This window comes from Pseudomonas frederiksbergensis (genome assembly GCF_001874645.1).
Taxonomy (GTDB): Bacteria; Pseudomonadota; Gammaproteobacteria; order Pseudomonadales; family Pseudomonadaceae; genus Aquipseudomonas; species Aquipseudomonas frederiksbergensis_B.
This window is the reverse complement of sequence record NZ_CP017886.1, coordinates 1,725,300-1,740,438: the sequence shown is the minus strand read 5'-3', so window position 1 is coordinate 1,740,438 and position 15,139 is coordinate 1,725,300. Positions and strand designations below refer to the sequence as shown.

At 60.3% G+C, this 15,139-nt stretch carries 11 protein-coding genes and 3 pseudogenes; 11 read left to right on the top strand and 3 right to left on the bottom strand.

Annotation, left to right across the window (positions count from 1 at the left end):
- Nucleotides 1-103 precede the first annotated feature (103 nt).
- Nucleotides 104-1,057, bottom strand: a complete 954-nt coding sequence (locus BLL42_RS08670; RefSeq protein WP_071551685.1) for a TIGR02285 family protein — start codon at nucleotides 1,055-1,057, stop codon at nucleotides 104-106.
- The gene (locus tag BLL42_RS08665; RefSeq protein WP_071551684.1) at nucleotides 1,011-2,210 is read right to left on the bottom strand and encodes a CaiB/BaiF CoA transferase family protein; all 1,200 of its coding nucleotides are present in this window, start codon (nucleotides 2,208-2,210) and stop codon (nucleotides 1,011-1,013) included. The genes BLL42_RS08670 and BLL42_RS08665 overlap by 47 nt, the downstream gene beginning before the upstream one ends.
- Nucleotides 2,211-2,359: 149 nt before the next feature.
- Here BLL42_RS08665 and BLL42_RS08660 point away from each other — a divergent pair, with 149 nt between their 5' ends.
- The 3 genes and pseudogenes from BLL42_RS08660 to BLL42_RS08650 all read left to right on the top strand — a co-directional run bounded on the left by BLL42_RS08660 (nucleotide 2,360) and on the right by BLL42_RS08650 (nucleotide 5,994).
- Entirely contained in the window at nucleotides 2,360-2,902 is a 543-nt protein-coding gene (locus BLL42_RS08660) for a YaeQ family protein (RefSeq protein WP_008151638.1), read from the top strand.
- A gap of 66 nt (nucleotides 2,903-2,968) precedes the next feature.
- Nucleotides 2,969-4,678, top strand: a complete 1,710-nt coding sequence (gene recJ, locus BLL42_RS08655) for a single-stranded-DNA-specific exonuclease RecJ (RefSeq protein ID WP_071551683.1) — start codon at nucleotides 2,969-2,971, stop codon at nucleotides 4,676-4,678.
- Nucleotides 4,679-4,888: 210 nt separating this feature from the next.
- Nucleotides 4,889-5,994: pseudogene (locus tag BLL42_RS08650) on the top strand (NADH:flavin oxidoreductase/NADH oxidase).
- 120 nt (nucleotides 5,995-6,114) lie between these two features.
- Here BLL42_RS08650 and BLL42_RS08645 read toward each other — a convergent pair.
- Nucleotides 6,115-6,381: pseudogene (locus tag BLL42_RS08645) on the bottom strand (glucan biosynthesis protein); the annotation flags it as partial.
- Between the two features lie 447 nt (nucleotides 6,382-6,828).
- Between BLL42_RS08645 and BLL42_RS08640 the strand changes: the two are divergent.
- From BLL42_RS08640 to BLL42_RS08605, 8 genes and pseudogenes are all read left to right on the top strand, one after another.
- Nucleotides 6,829-7,014, top strand: a complete 186-nt coding sequence (locus tag BLL42_RS08640; protein WP_071555721.1) for a hypothetical protein — start codon at nucleotides 6,829-6,831, stop codon at nucleotides 7,012-7,014.
- A 204-nt stretch (nucleotides 7,015-7,218) separates the two neighbouring features.
- Nucleotides 7,219-7,568, top strand: a pseudogene (locus BLL42_RS08635) (DUF6124 family protein).
- Nucleotides 7,569-7,723: 155 nt separating this feature from the next.
- Nucleotides 7,724-9,346, top strand: coding sequence for a methyl-accepting chemotaxis protein (locus BLL42_RS08630; RefSeq protein WP_071551682.1), 1,623 nt, complete (start codon nucleotides 7,724-7,726; stop codon nucleotides 9,344-9,346).
- Complete coding sequence (locus BLL42_RS08625; protein ID WP_071551681.1) at nucleotides 9,346-9,882, top strand: chemotaxis protein CheW; 537 nt, start codon at nucleotides 9,346-9,348, stop codon at nucleotides 9,880-9,882. The genes BLL42_RS08630 and BLL42_RS08625 overlap by 1 nt, the downstream gene beginning before the upstream one ends.
- Nucleotides 9,879-11,144 (top strand): CheR family methyltransferase, encoded by a 1,266-nt coding sequence (locus tag BLL42_RS08620; protein WP_071551680.1) that lies wholly within the window; start codon nucleotides 9,879-9,881, stop codon nucleotides 11,142-11,144. Before BLL42_RS08625 ends, BLL42_RS08620 begins: the two co-directional genes overlap by 4 nt.
- Nucleotides 11,141-11,824, top strand: coding sequence for a chemotaxis protein CheW (locus BLL42_RS08615; RefSeq protein WP_071551679.1), 684 nt, complete (start codon nucleotides 11,141-11,143; stop codon nucleotides 11,822-11,824). The genes BLL42_RS08620 and BLL42_RS08615 overlap by 4 nt, the downstream gene beginning before the upstream one ends.
- Nucleotides 11,821-14,109, top strand: a complete 2,289-nt coding sequence (locus BLL42_RS08610; protein ID WP_071551678.1) for a hybrid sensor histidine kinase/response regulator — start codon at nucleotides 11,821-11,823, stop codon at nucleotides 14,107-14,109. The genes BLL42_RS08615 and BLL42_RS08610 overlap by 4 nt, the downstream gene beginning before the upstream one ends.
- Nucleotides 14,106-15,116 (top strand): chemotaxis response regulator protein-glutamate methylesterase, encoded by a 1,011-nt coding sequence (locus BLL42_RS08605; protein WP_071551677.1) that lies wholly within the window; start codon nucleotides 14,106-14,108, stop codon nucleotides 15,114-15,116. Before BLL42_RS08610 ends, BLL42_RS08605 begins: the two co-directional genes overlap by 4 nt.
- The last annotated feature ends 23 nt before the right edge of the window (nucleotides 15,117-15,139 follow it).

The following is a 15,139-nucleotide window of genomic DNA, read 5'->3' as shown; positions in this document are numbered from 1 at the left end:
ATTGTGCTCCGGTGCTTGTCGCTTGTTGTACGGGTCCTTGTAGGCCACGTTTAACCCCGAGTCGTCTCCCCACTTCTCGGGGTTTCTTTTGCCCGGCGTTTGGTCAGGGCGTTTCATTCCGGAAAAATTTCCTGGCGTCTTCCAGATACTCGCTGCGCATTTGTGGGTCGAGCCATTGGGCGTAAAGCTCGACCAGCCTGGTCTGCCCCGGTCCGCGCAATATCGTGTTGATGTGAGTGATGGCCTGACGACCCTGCTCGGTATCCGAGCAAGCAATGTGAATCGACTGGTACTTGTCCGTGCCGCGAATCGCGTAGAACTCCAGTTCGTCGGGCGAAATGCCTTGCTGTTGCGCCTGATAACGAATTTCCGGCCAGTACCCCAGCAGGGCAGTCAAACGCCCCAGGCGCTGCATTTGCAGCAGACTGCCAAGGGCGTCGTTGCCGTAATGGGCTGACAGACTGTTGCTCGGTGCCCGTTGCAGCAGGCGGTCAACGACCTGACCGTAACTGCGCTCGGCGACCACCCCCAGTTTCTTGTCCTGGTGAGCCAGCAGTTGTGCCAGATCGACGCTGTTGTCGATGATGAAGGGCGCAAGCGCTCCGCGGTCCGCATGGCGTATCACAATGCCGTTGCCAAGGACTCGATAGGCCGCGATGGAATAGGTGATGTGTTTTGCCCGCTCCGGGCTCCACAGCAACGAAGGATCGCAGGTGAAGCTGGGTTCCAGGAGCATTTGCATGCCTCGTGCGCGGTTGACTCGAAACGTTGTGTGTTGGTACTCGGGCATGCTGGCGATCAACACCGGTAAAAACCGGTCGATCACGCCCTGGCTTTTTTGCGGCCCGTCGAAAATCGTCAGCGGCGGTAAATCGCGCAGCAACCAGATCAGCGTGTCCTTGGCTTGAGCGGCCGGGGGAATTGCCAGCAGGCATGATAGTGTTGCGCCGAAACCCAGCACGCGAAGGTGCTGCGCCACGCACCTGCGAATGGCTGATAATCCTTTCAGCTTAGATAGCCCCATCTGCACGCAGTCGCGTGATCTGTTCCGCGTCATAGCCAAGCTCGCTCAACACCTGCACGTTATGTTCACCCAGCTCTGCTCCGACCCATTCGCAAGCGCCTGGTGTTTCAGAGAGTTTCGGCACGATGCCCGGCATCTTGAAGTCCTTGCCGTCGGGCAGCTTGGCTTGCAGGAACATTTCCCGGGCAAGAAATTGCGGGTCGCTGAACATGTCTTCGGCGCTGAAGATACGGCTGGCCGGCACTTCAGCCAGGTTCAATTGCTCGATCACCGTATCCAGCGGCAACGAACTGACCCACCGATCAATGACCCCATAAAGCTCATCACGACGGCTATCGCGGCCATCGTTGCTGGCAAGCAGAGGATCGTTGGCCAAGTCGTCGCGACCGATGGTCTGCATGAAGCGCTTGAAGATCGCATCGCCATTGGCACCGATCTGAACGTGTTTGCCGTCGGCGCTGGTGTGGATGGAGGAGGGCGTGATGCCGGGCATGATGTTGCCGGTGCGCTCGCGGATAAACCCGAACACATCGAACTCCGGGACCATGCTTTCCATCATGGCGAAGATCGCTTCGTACAACGCCACGTCCACCACTTGCCCCTGACCACCGTTGACCTCGCGGTGACGCAAGGCCATCAGCGCGCCGATCACGCCCCAGAGCGCGGCAATCGAGTCACCGATGGAAATCCCGGTGCGCACCGGCGGTCGATCCTCGAACCCGGTGATGTAACGCAAGCCGCCCATGGACTCGCCAACCGCGCCGAAGCCCGGTTGATCCTTCATCGGCCCGGTTTGCCCAAAGCCGGACAGACGGACCATCACCAGTTTCGGGTTCAACGCATGCAGCACGTCCCAGCCCAGGCCCAGTTTTTCCAGCACACCGGGGCGGAAATTTTCGATGAGAATGTCGGCTTCACTGAGCAGTTGTTTGAGGATCGCCAGGCCATCGGGGTGCTTGAGGTTCAGCGTCAGGGATTTTTTGTTGCGTGCCTGGACGAACCACCACAGCGACGTGCCCTCGTAGAGTTTGCGCCACTTGCGTAACGGATCACCGCCATCCGGAGATTCGATTTTGATCACTTCGGCGCCGAACTCGGCACAAATACGCGAGGCGAAAGGCCCGGCGATCAAGGTGCCGAGTTCGATGACTTTCAGGCCGGCAAGCGGTTTGGCGGTGAGCGGCATGGGCAATCCTGTAGGACAAAGGCTGAGCGAATACAGCGTTTTAGCATAGCCCGAGCCTCATCGCCCACGCTTGATGGCGGTCATGATTCGTTGATTGCCCCCGGCATCGGTTAGACTTGCCGCCTTTCCTCGTATCAAGAAGCCCGTTCATGGCCCAGCCGTCCACGACCTACAAGTTTGAACTGAACCTTACCGACCTCGACCGCAGCGTGTACGAGAGTGTCAAGCAGACCATCGCCCGTCACCCTTCGGAAACCGAAGAGCGCATGACCGTGCGGCTGCTGGCCTATGCTTTCTGGTACAACGAGCAACTGTCCTTTGGTCGCGGTCTGTCGGACGTGGACGAGCCTGCGCTGTGGGAAAAGAGCCTGGATGACCGCGTTCTGCACTGGATCGAAGTCGGTCAGCCAGACGCCGATCGTCTGACCTGGTGTTCGCGCCGTACCGAACGCACCAGCCTGCTGGCTTACGGCAGCCTGCGTGTCTGGGAAACCAAAGTGATCCCAGCGATCAAAAACCTGAAAAACGTGCACATCGCTGCCGTGCCTCAGGACGTGCTGGAAACCCTGGCCAAAGACATGCCCCGTGTCATCAAGTGGGATGTGATGATCAGCGAAGGAACGATTTTCGTCACCGACGACCGTGGTCAGCACGAAGTCCAGTTGCAGTGGCTGAGCGGCGAACGCGGCTGATTTTTCGCCGCAGGATCGCATCACCTGGCTTTATCCTACGTATTCAAGAGAAGCACCTGTCACCCCATGCGCATCGAACCTCGCCTATTGCCCGACACCCTGCCATTCCTCGGTGATATTCCACCCCTGCTGACCCGTTTGTACGCGGCGCGGGGCGTGCAGTCCGAGGCGGAACTGGACAAGGGCCTGGCGCGCTTGATCCCGTATCAACAGCTCAAGGGGATCGAGGCGGCGGTGGACTTGCTGGTGGTGGCGCTGGAGCAACGTCAGCGGATTCTGATCGTCGGCGACTTCGACGCGGATGGCGCGACTGCCAGTGCCGTCGGCATGCTGGGGTTGCAGCTACTGGGCGCGGCTCACGTCGATTATCTGGTGCCCAACCGCTTTGAGTACGGCTACGGCCTGACCCCGGAAATCGTCGCGGTGGCGCTGGAACGCCAGCCACAGTTGCTGATTACCGTGGACAACGGCATTTCCAGTGTCGAAGGTGTGGCGGCGGCGAAAAAGGCCGGGCTCAAGGTCCTGGTCACCGATCACCACTTGCCCGGTGACGAGCTGCCGTTGGCCGATGCCATCGTCAATCCGAACCAGCCAGGTTGTGAGTTCCCGAGCAAGGCGCTGGCCGGTGTCGGGGTGATTTTCTATGTGCTGATGGCGTTGCGCGCACGCTTGCGCAGCCTGGGCTGGTACGAAAGCAAGCCGCAACCCAATATTGGCGAGTTGCTCGATCTGGTAGCGCTGGGCAGTGTTGCCGACGTGGTGCCACTGGACGCCAACAACCGGATTCTGGTGCATCAGGGCCTGGAGCGGATTCGCGCCGGTCGGGCTCGGCCGGGCATCAAGGCGATCCTTGAAGTAGCCAAGCGCGATCACTCGCGCATCACCTCGACCGATCTGGGCTTCATCCTCGGCCCGCGCCTGAATGCGGCTGGGCGTCTGGACGACATGAGCCTGGGCATCGAATGCCTGCTCACCGAAGACGTGGCAATGGCCCGTGAAATGGCTGCGCAACTGGACGGCATGAACCAGGACCGCAAATCCATCGAACAAGGCATGCAGCGCGAAGCGTTGGCGCAGCTCAAGGACTTGCCACTGGAGTCGATGCCGTTTGGCCTGTGCCTGTTCGACCCCGAGTGGCACCAAGGTGTCATCGGAATCCTCGCGTCGCGTATGAAGGAGCGTTATTTCCGTCCGACCATTGCCTTTGCCGATGCCGGTGACGGCATGCTCAAGGGCTCGGGACGTTCGGTGCAGGGCTTTCATATTCGTGACGCCTTGAGTGTGGTGGCGGCGCAGCATCCGACACTGATCAGCAAGTACGGTGGCCACGCCATGGCGGCGGGTTTGACGCTACCGGAAGTGAATTTTCCGTTGTTCGCCGAAGCCTTCGACGCTGAAGTCCGCCGGCAAATGCGTGAAGAGGATCTGACCGGGCGGTTGCTGTCGGACGGCACCCTGGCGGTCGAAGAGTTTCACCTGGAACTGGCCCGCGCCCTGCGCCATGCCGGCCCTTGGGGCCAACACTTCCCGGAGCCGCTGTTTCACGGGGTGTTCCAGTTGGTCGAGCAGCGAGTGGTCGGCGAGCGCCACCTCAAAGTGGTGCTGAAAAGCGAATGTGGCTCGGTGAAACTCGACGGCATTGCCTTTGGCATTGACCGTGACGTCTGGCCGAATCCGACCATTCGCTGGGTTGAGCTGGCCTACAAACTCGACGTCAACGAGTTCCGAGGGCAGGAAACCGTCCAGCTGATGATTGCCCACATCGAACCGCGCTGAAAAAAACGACAGGTGTACGCCATTCCTGCGATCTTTTCTTGAGCCCTCCCTCATCCGCCGATGTCGACTAGGCTCTAATCACTGCTTGATTGGCCTTGTGACGTTTTGTCCATTTTTTACCCGCGGGGGCGGGTGCCGCATCCTTTCCTGTCACTCGTCGACTATTCAAACAGAACCCTGGAGCCTGCCCACTGATTTGAGAGGTGCCCCATGAGTCTGCTGCTTGAACCCTACACCCTTCGTCAATTGACCCTGCTCAACCGCATCGCGGTGTCGCCGATGTGCCAATACTCCAGCGTCGATGGACTGGCCAATGACTGGCACCTGGTACACCTCGGCAGCCGTGCCGTGGGCGGGGCCGGTCTGGTTTTTACCGAAGCCACGGCAGTCACCGCCGACGGTCGGATCACCGCTCAGGACCTGGGCCTTTGGAACGACGATCAGATCGAACCACTGCAACGCATCACCCGCTTTATCACCGCCCAAGGCGCCGTCGCCGGTATTCAACTGGCCCATGCCGGACGCAAGGCCAGCACTCACCGGCCGTGGCTGGGCAAACACGGCAGTGTCAAACCGGCGGATGGCGGCTGGACCCCGGTCGGCCCCTCGCCGATTGCCTTCGACCCTCAACACACCCCCCCACACAACTGACCGAGGCGCAGATCGCCGAAGTGATTCAGGCGTTCGTCGAATCGGCCAAGCGTGCGCTGACCGCAGGCTTCAAAGTGGTTGAAGTGCATGCGGCTCACGGCTATCTGCTGCATCAGTTTCTGTCGCCGTTGAGCAATCAGCGGCGCGATCAGTACGGCGGGTCTTTCGAAAACCGCATTCGTCTGGTGCTGCAAGTGACTGAAGCGGTGCGCGCGGTCTGGCCTGAAGAGTTGCCCTTGTTCGTTCGTGTATCGGCCACCGATTGGGTCGAGGATGGTTGGAACCCGGATGAAACCGTAGAGCTGGCGCGTCGTTTGAAAGCGTTGGGGGTCGACCTGATCGACGTGTCATCCGGCGGCACTGCGGCGAATGCGGAGATTCCGACCGGGCCGGGTTATCAGACACGGTTTGCCGAGCGCGTGCGCAAGGAGTCGGGGATTGCTACCGGCACTGTCGGATTGATTACTGAACCGGCGCAGGCTGAACACATTTTGCGCACCTGTCAGGCCGACATCATCCTGCTGGCTCGCGAACTGTTACGCGACCCGTACTGGCCGCTGCACGCCGACGATGACCTGGGCGGCCGCAAAGCTACCTGGCCGGCGCAGTATCAACGAGCGACGAGCCGCGATCAGCCGATCCATGAGTCGGATTTGCGGGACTGAGTGAGGTTGTAATACCACGGGGGCTTTTAACATCAAAAGATCGCAGCCTGCGGCAGCTCCTACGTGGGATCGTATTCCTTTGTAGGAGCTGCCGCAGGCTGCGATCTTTTGATTTTGCCGTCAGGTGTACTTGCGTTTGTCTGGCGCTGGCGGGAAATGCTGATACAACCAGGTCTCGCTCAATGTCCGGTCATGGGTGCGGATGAACATGCGCAGCTCTACCGGCGCCACGCTATCGTCGGCAGGGACCCAGTCGAAGGTGATTCGATAGCCTTTGATGTCATCCAGACCCAGCACATTGAAATCCTTGACCTGACCGTTCGACGTCGTGACCACCGGTTCGATTCCGGTGCCTTCAGGCAAGCGATCCAGACCACCGCCGGTATAGAGGCTCGGACAAGCCTTCGGCCAAACGCGTCGGATTTTAAACACATGCCAAATAAGATAAAGCGTTCGAAACAACTCGAGAAATGATGGGTTTTCACTTCACACAAACCACCTGCAGATCACTTCAGAAGGGCGCCCACGCTCAGCGAACGGCGCGAAGTGAGCAATGAGCTTTACGCGTGCAGGACGGCCAGCGACTGCTGTGTCGCAGCATCTGTTTATCGAACCACTGCTGCGTTTCAAATAAGTGTTTTCATTTATTTGACTAATTACTCTAAAAACAGCTCGCGAACGTTTTTTTGACCCTATTCTTAGGCTCATGACCGGTCTTTGCCCTTGAGGCCGGTGAACGTTCAGCCGGGCTCACGCAAGTGCCGGCATGGTTGAAACAGGAGCAGGGCGATGAGGTATCTGAAGTTTTATTTCACGTGCAGAGGGACATCGTCCATGGCAAAAGCGCAAGGCATCATCGGATTTTTAGGGGTTTTCTCAGGCTTGAGCATCTCGCGAAGGTCGCGCCGGCTCAGTTCAGAGGAGGTGAAACTCGTCGAGCAATACCGCGAGTTATCGGAGAGTGACCGCATTGCAATGCGCTATCTGGTGGATGCGATGCACCGTGTTTCGCAATTTTGAGGCGGGTTGACGGTCCCTCCCATGTTCGCTTATGGGGGTGACCATAGATTTTTGTGCTCGCAGTTCTGCGTTATGGCGGTTGTGCGTGGGAGACCTTCGGGTCTGCCGGGTACCTTTTGCCTTGGTTTTCCAGCCCGCGTACAACTGCCACCCTTTCGCCTGGAAACGAAAACGGCAGCTCCTCAACGCAAAAGGAGCATCACCATGTTCAAAGCCACACCCAATCCCCCCGAAACCGACCCCGTTTCCCGCTGCGCCTCCCTCGATTCAAAAGAACTCCACGCCGCCGCGCACCGTGCGCTCGATCACTATCTGGAATTGTTAGCCGACCGACGCCCCGGCTGCATTTTCGTCATCGCCCCGACGTCGACAGCGAAACCCTGCTGGCCCACGCCTGCGAGACCGTCGCCTCGGCGAATGTCATGGCCAGCGATCTGGCGTTTGAACTCGAAGGCCCCAAGCGCAATACTGCGCTGGCGATTCAGCAGATGATTTCCCTGGCCGAACGGGCGATGAATCGGGCGCTGGATAACGTTGATCAGCCAGAGACTTAGTCGCACCACATTGATCGTTCCCACGCTCCCGCGTGGGAACGATCAAAGCAGATACACGCTTTTCACTCGGGATGAGGCGCCGTGCGCAACAGCTTATAAAACGCCGCGATCCCTCGGTATACTCACCTCCATTTGAACCGCCTCGAGGACTGACTGTGAAGAACTGGACGTTGCGCCAACGCATTTTGGCGAGCTTTGCGGTAATTATCGCCATCATGCTGCTGATGGTCATGGTCTCGTTCTCCAGTCTGCTGAAGATTGAAACCAGTGAGGAAACGGTCCGAACGGATGCCGCTCCGGGGGTGTATTACAGTTCGATGATTCGCAGCGCCTGGGTCGACAGCTACGTCCTGACCCAGCGGATCGTTGGCCTCTCTGAACATCGCGACATGACTGCCGCTGATCTGGAACTGTACAAGAGCTACGAAGCGCGCCTCGAACAGGAGATGGACAACTATCGGAAAACCATTTTCGATGCCGGGGATCAGGCCGATTTCGACGCATTCGAAGTTCGTCATAAAACGTTCAATCAGGCGTTTAATAAAGTCATCGATCTGTATCAGCACAAACAATACGAACAGGCCCGCATAGCGCTGGAGCAGGAGTTGACACCCGCGTGGGTCGATGGCCGCAAGCAGTTGAGTGTTGTGATTGATCGCAATCGTGATCAGTCCGCTGATGCCACCGAGGCAATCCGCCAAGCGGTCACCGCGGCAAAAATCAGCATGGGCCTCTCTTTGCTGATCGCGATTCTCGCTGCCGGTCTCTGCGGCCTGCTATTGATGCGCGCGATCATGGCGCCGATGAACCGCATTGTGCAGATCCTCGACATCATGCGTACCGGCGATCTCAGCAGCCGTCTGAACCTGGACCGCAAGGACGAATTCGGCGCGGTGGAAACCGGCTTCAACGACATGATGACCGAGCTGACCTCACTGGTGTCCCAGGCTCAGCGCTCCTCGGTACAGGTCACCACGTCGGTGACCGAAATTGCCGCCACCTCTAAACAGCAGCAGGCGACCGCCACTGAAACTGCGGCCACTACCACCGAAATCGGCGCCACCTCGCGCGAAATCGCTGCGACCTCGCGGGACCTGGTGCGCACCATGACTGAAGTCTCCACCGCCGCCGATCAGGCCTCGGTGCTGGCCGGTTCCGGTCAGCAGGGCCTGGCGCGGATGGAAGACACCATGCACTCGGTGATGGGCGCGGCTGACCTGGTCAATGCCAAACTGGCGATCCTCAACGAGAAGGCCGGCAACATCAATCAGGTGGTGGTGACCATCGTCAAGGTCGCCGATCAGACCAACCTGCTGTCGCTGAACGCCGCCATCGAGGCCGAAAAGGCCGGTGAATACGGGCGCGGTTTCGCCGTGGTCGCCACCGAAGTTCGACGTCTGGCGGACCAGACTGCCGTCGCTACCTATGACATCGAACAGATGGTTCGCGAGATCCAGTCGGCGGTGTCGGCCGGGGTCATGGGCATGGACAAGTTCTCCGAAGAGGTGCGCCGCGGCATGTCCGAGGTGCAGCAGGTCGGCGAGCAGCTGTCGCAGATCATCCACCAGGTTCAGGCGCTGGCGCCGCGGGTGTTGATGGTTAACGAAGGCATGCAGGCCCAGGCCTCTGGGGCTGAACAGATCAATCACGCGCTGGTGCAGTTGGGCGATGCCAGCAGTCAGACAGTCGAGTCCCTGCGCCAGGCCAGTTTCGCCATCGACGAGCTGAGTTCGGTGGCCGTGGGGCTGCGCAGCGGCGTCTCGCGATTCAAAGTCTGATGAGCGAACTCGTGGCGAAACGCGCGGCAGGCATGGCACCCCGGCAGTCATTGTTTCTGGTGTTTCGCATCGGCGACGAGCGCTATGCGCTGCAAGCCATCGAGGTGGCTGAAGTGCTGCCGCGCCTGGCACTCAAGCCGATTGCCAGGGCGCCGTCCTGGGTCGCAGGGGTGTTTGCCTATCGCGGCGCGGTGGTGCCGGTGATCGATGTCGGCGAGCTGGCGTTCGGTCAGCCGGCCCAGGCTCGCACCAGCACTCGATTGGTCCTGGTGCACTATCAACCGGACGACGCTACGCCAGGGCAATTGCTCGGGTTGATTCTTGAACAGGCCACCGACACCCTGCGTTGCAACCCGGCGGACTTCCAGCCTTATGGCCTGGATAATCGCCAGGCGCCGTATCTGGGGCCGGTGCGTGAAGACGCGCAAGGGCTGCTGCAATGGGTTCGTGTCGCGGACTTGCTGGATGCTCAGGTGCGGGCGCTGCTTTTCCCGTCGCCGCCGCTCGACCTGGCGATGCTTGAGGAGCACCCATGAGCGATGACCAGCGTTTTTTCGATTTCCTCAAAGAGCGCATCGGCCTGGACGTGAACTCCGTCGGCCCGGCGATCATCGAGCGGGCAGTGCGTCAGCGCACGGCGGCGCAGCACCTGGAAACAGCTGATGAGTACTGGCAGCGGCTGCAAGGCTCACGAGACGAACAACAGGCGCTGATCGAAGCAGTGATTGTCCCGGAAACCTGGTTTTTCCGTTACCCGGAATCCTTTGCTACATTGGCCAGACTGGCGCTCAAGCGTCTGGCCGAGATCAAGGGCATGCGCGCGTTGCGGATTCTCAGTCTGCCGTGCTCCACCGGCGAAGAGCCGTATTCGATTGCGATGGCGTTGTTCGATGCCGGGCTTGCGCCGCATCAATTCAAGGTCGAAGGATTGGACGTCAGCCCGCTGTCGGTTGAGCGGGCCAAATGTGCGCGGTACGGCAAGAACTCCTTTCGTGGGCAACACGCCGATTTCCGCGAGCGGCATTTCAGCGCTGAAGATGAGGGCTATCGCCTCAGCGATCGGGTGCGCGAACAGGTGCGTTTGCAGGTGGGCAACCTGCTGGATCCGGCCCTGCTGGCCAATGAGCCAGCTTATGACTTCGTATTTTGTCGCAACCTGCTGATCTATTTCGATCAGCCAACCCAGAAGCGGGGTTTTGAGGTGCTCAAGCGCCTGACTCATGGGGAGGGCGTGCTGTTTATCGGCCCGGCAGAAGGCAGTTTGCTGGGAGGTATGGGCATGCGCTCGATCGGTATTCCACAATCCTTCGCCTTCAGCCGTCACTGCGAGCCTGAGACCGCACCGCCCCCCGCGTTTATTGCACCGCCGTTGCCGGTGCGCAGCGTTCCATTGCCTCCGGTGTCCAGCCGACCTTTTGCCGCCGTTGCACTCGCACCGCGCCCGAGCGTTGAGAGGGTGTCAAATACCGACGCCAGCGTTCTGCTGGCAAACATTGCAACCTTGGCCAACGAAGGTAAAAGCCTCGACGCGCGGGCTGCCTGTGAGCTGTACCTGCGCAGCCATGAGCCGCAGGCGCAGGTGTTTTACTGGCTGGGCCTGCTCAGCGATGTCGCCGGCAGTGTGCTGGAAGCCCAGGGTTTTTATCGCAAGGCGCTTTATTTGCAACCGCAGCACCCCGAAGCGCTGATGCATCTGTCTGCGTTGCTGGCGTCCCAGGGCGATGTGGTTGGCGCCCGGCGATTGCAGGAGCGTGCCGCCCGCAGCGAGCACACCGCTGACAGTGAGCGTAAACGATGACCGGTTCTGTTGTGTTGAACGTGACTCATGAAGATGCCCAGGCCATTGACGACTGCTGGAACCGTATCGGTATCCACGGCAACAAGTCCTGCCCCCTGCTGGTCGAGCACATTCACTGTCGCAATTGCGCGGTGTATTCCGCCGCGGCGACGCGTTTGCTGGATCGTTATGCCTTGCAGCAGGACGACCGCGCACAAGCGTCCATTGGTGTCGAGTCGGATGTCGTCACGCGCTCGTTGTTGATGTTCCGTCTCGGCGAAGAATGGTTCGCCCTGGCCACCCGCAGCCTGGTGGAAGTGGCGCCGTTGCAGGCGATTCATTCGCTACCGCATCAGCGTTCGCGGGCCTTGCTGGGGGTGGCGAATGTGCGTGGCGCGCTGGTGGCTTGCCTGTCGTTGGTGGAGTTGCTGGGGCTGGACGCGGTCACAGGTGTCGCCTCGGCAGCACGGATCATGCCGCGCATGTTGATCATTGCTGCTCACGGCGGCCCGGTGGTGGTGCCGGTGGATGAGGTGGACGGGATTCACGCCATTGATGAGCGGATTCTCAACGCCGCGTCTCGGTCAGGCCAGCAGGCCAGCGCCAAATATACCCGTGGCGTACTGCAATTCAGAGGTCGCAGTCTGTGCTGGCTGGATGAAGAACAGTTGTTGTCCGCCGTGACCCGGAGCCTGACATGACCCCCGATCAAATGCGCGACGCGTCACTGCTGGAACTCTTCAGTCTTGAAGCCGAGGCCCAGACCCAGGTGCTCAGCGCCGGGTTGCTGGCGCTCGAACGTGACCCGACCCAGGCCGATCATCTGGAAGCCTGCATGCGCGCCGCGCATTCGCTCAAGGGGGCGGCGCGGATTGTCGGCGTGGATGCCGGGGTCAGCGTTTCCCATGTGATGGAAGATTGCCTGGTCAGCGCGCAGGAAGGTCGACTTTTTCTGCGCCCCGAACACATCGATGCGCTGCTGCAAGGCACGGACTTGCTGATGCGCATCGCCACGCCAGACAGTGCCAACGTGGGGCCAGGCGACATCGAAACCTACGTGGCGTTGATGGGGCGTTTGCTGGATCCCTCGTCGGTCGTTGCACCTGCCGTAGTGCAGCCCTCATTGCCCCCCGAGCCACCGGCACCGCGAGTCGAGCCACCAGACCTGGTGTCAGAACTCGAGTCGTCGCTGGCGGCCTCGGTAGAGGCATCGCGTAAAGCCAAACGCGTCACCGAGGGCGGCGAGCGGGTGTTGCGGGTGACTGCCGAGCGCTTGAACAGCCTGCTTGATCTGTCGAGCAAATCGCTGGTGGAAACCCTGCGTCTCAAGCCCTACCTGGCGACGATGCAGCGCCTCAAACGCACGCAGAGCAACAGCCTGCGCGCCCTGGAAGCCCTCAACGTTCACCTCAAGGAGCAAGACCTGAGTCTTGAGGCCCAGGAGGCACTCGGCGATGCACGGCGGCTATTGGCCGAATCCCAGCAGTTGCTGGCAGAGAAAACCGCTGAGCTGGATGAGTTCGCCTGGCAGGCGAGTCAGCGCGCTCAAGTGCTGTACGACACGGCGCTGGCCTGTCGCATGCGGCCGTTTGCCGATGTGCTGACCGGGCAGGCGCGGATGGTTCGCGATTTGGGGCGTAGCCTGGGCAAGCAAGTGCGGTTGGAAATCGAGGGTGAAAAGACCCAGGTCGACCGCGATGTGTTGGAGAAACTCGAAGCACCGCTGACCCATTTGTTGCGTAATGCCGTGGACCACGGCATTGAAATGCCCGAGCAGCGCCTGCTGGCCGGCAAGCCTGCCGAAGGGCTAATCCGATTGCGCGCATCCCATCAGGCCGGGTTGCTGGTGCTGGAGTTGAGCGATGACGGTAATGGTGTGGATCTGGAGCGGGTCCGCCGCAGCATCGTCGAGCGTCAATTGTCACCGGTCGAGACCGCGGCGCAGCTGAGCGAAGCAGAGCTGTTGACGTTCCTCTTCCTGCCGGGCTTCAGCCTTCGCGACAAGGTCACCGAGGTGTCCGGGCGTGGCGTTGGCCTGGATGCGGTTCAGCACATGGTCCGCCAGTTGCGTGGCGCAGTGGTGCTGGATCAGAAGGCGGGCGAGGGCAGTCGTTTCCATCTTGAGGTGCCACTGACGTTGTCGGTGGTGCGCAGCCTGGTGGTGGAAGTCGGTGAGGAGGCGTATGCCTTTCCACTGGCGCACATCGAGCGCATGTGCGATTTGGCGTCGGACGACATCGTCCAAGTGGAAGGTCGTCAGCACTTCTGGCACGAAGGTCGGCACGTTGGCCTGGTCGCGGCGAGCCAGTTGCTGAACCGTCCGCCGAGTCAGAACAGTCCGGAAACACTCAAGGTCGTGGTCATCCGTGAGCGCGACGCGGTGTACGGTGTGGCCGTCGAGCGCTTTATCGGCGAGCGCACGTTGGTGGTGCTGCCGCTGGATGAACGCCTGGGCAAGGTTCAGGATATTTCTGCCGGAGCCTTGCTCGATGACGGTTCGGTGGTGCTGATCGTCGACGTCGAAGACCTGCTCCGCTCGGTGGACAAGCTGCTCAATACCGGTCGCCTGGAGCGGATCGCCCGGCACAGCCAACAGGCCATCGTTGCGCGCAAACGTATTCTGGTGGTCGATGACTCACTGACGGTTCGTGAGTTGCAACGCAAGCTTCTGCTCAATCGTGGTTATGACGTGGCCGTTGCGGTTGACGGCATGGACGGCTGGAACGCGCTGCGGGCCGAGGATTTCGATCTGCTGATTACCGACATTGATATGCCGCGCATGGACGGGATCGAGCTGGTTTCGTTGTTGCGACGTGACAATCGGCTGCAATCGCTGCCGGTGATGGTGGTGTCCTACAAAGATCGTGAAGAAGACCGTCGTCGTGGGCTGGACGCTGGAGCCGACTACTATTTGGCCAAGGCCAGCTTTCATGACGATGCGCTGCTCGATGCAGTGGCAGAGCTCATAGGAGGAGCGCGTGCATGAAGATCGCTATCGTCAACGATATGCCCATGGCCGTGGAGGCCCTGCGTCGAGCCTTGACGTTCGAGCCCGCGCATGAGTTGGTCTGGGTTGCCCGTAACGGTGCCGAGGCAGTGCAACGCTGTGCCGAACTGACCCCGGACCTGATCCTGATGGACCTGATCATGCCGGTCATGGATGGCGTCGAAGCGACCCGCCGGATCATGGCCGAGACCCCGTGCGCGATCGTTATCGTCACGGTGGACCGGCAGCAGAATGTCCACCGGGTGTTCGAGGCCATGGGCCACGGCGCGCTGGATGTGGTTGATACCCCGACCCTCGGCGCAGGTGGTCCGAAAGAAGCTGCAGCGCCACTGCTGCGCAAGATCATGAATATCGGCTGGCTGATCGGCGAACGCGGTAACCGCGTGCAATCAGCACCGACCCATCCTCGTATCTCCGGGCAACGCCAGAGCCTGGTGGCCATCGGTTCTTCTGCCGGTGGGCCGGCGGCGCTGGAAATCTTGCTTAAGAGCCTGCCACGCGATTTTGCGCCGGCCATCGTACTGGTTCAGCATGTTGACCAGGTATTCGCGGCAGGTATGGCTGAATGGCTTGGCAGCGCCAGCGGTCTGGATGTACGCCTGGCTCAGGAAGGCGAGCCGCCGCAAAGCGGGACGGTGTTGCTGGCGGGCACCAATCACCATATCCGTTTGTTGAAGAACGGTACGCTGGCCTACACCGCCGAGCCGGTCAACGAGATCTATCGACCCTCGATCGACGTTTTTTTTGAAAGCGTGGCCACTTACTGGAACGGGGATGCAGTAGGGGTGCTGCTGACCGGCATGGGGCGCGACGGCGCCCAAGGACTTAAATTAATGCGCCAGCGGGGCTACCTGACCATTGCTCAGGATCAGCGCAGCAGTGCGGTCTATGGCATGCCGAAAGCGGCCGCCGACATCAACGCCGCTGTAGAAGTTCGCCCGTTGGATAAGATAGCGCCACGATTGCTGGAGATCTTTGCAAGATGACTCATTATTTCAGCTGTACTTGC

What these genes read in the sequence shown, in the direction of transcription:
- BLL42_RS08670 (WP_071551685.1), bottom strand. Translation starts at nt 1,057, where the DNA reads ATGACGCGGAACAGATCACGCGACTGCGTGCAGATGGGGCTATCTAAG.
- BLL42_RS08665 (WP_071551684.1), bottom strand. Translation starts at nt 2,210, where the DNA reads ATGCCGCTCACCGCCAAACCGCTTGCCGGCCTGAAAGTCATCGAACTC.
- BLL42_RS08660 (WP_008151638.1), top strand. Translation starts at nt 2,360, where the DNA reads ATGGCCCAGCCGTCCACGACCTACAAGTTTGAACTGAACCTTACCGAC.
- recJ (WP_071551683.1), top strand. Translation starts at nt 2,969, where the DNA reads ATGCGCATCGAACCTCGCCTATTGCCCGACACCCTGCCATTCCTCGGT.
- BLL42_RS08640 (WP_071555721.1), top strand. Translation starts at nt 6,829, where the DNA reads ATGGCAAAAGCGCAAGGCATCATCGGATTTTTAGGGGTTTTCTCAGGC.
- BLL42_RS08625 (WP_071551681.1), top strand. Translation starts at nt 9,346, where the DNA reads ATGAGCGAACTCGTGGCGAAACGCGCGGCAGGCATGGCACCCCGGCAG.
- BLL42_RS08620 (WP_071551680.1), top strand. Translation starts at nt 9,879, where the DNA reads ATGAGCGATGACCAGCGTTTTTTCGATTTCCTCAAAGAGCGCATCGGC.
- BLL42_RS08615 (WP_071551679.1), top strand. Translation starts at nt 11,141, where the DNA reads ATGACCGGTTCTGTTGTGTTGAACGTGACTCATGAAGATGCCCAGGCC.
- BLL42_RS08610 (WP_071551678.1), top strand. Translation starts at nt 11,821, where the DNA reads ATGACCCCCGATCAAATGCGCGACGCGTCACTGCTGGAACTCTTCAGT.
- BLL42_RS08605 (WP_071551677.1), top strand. Translation starts at nt 14,106, where the DNA reads ATGAAGATCGCTATCGTCAACGATATGCCCATGGCCGTGGAGGCCCTG.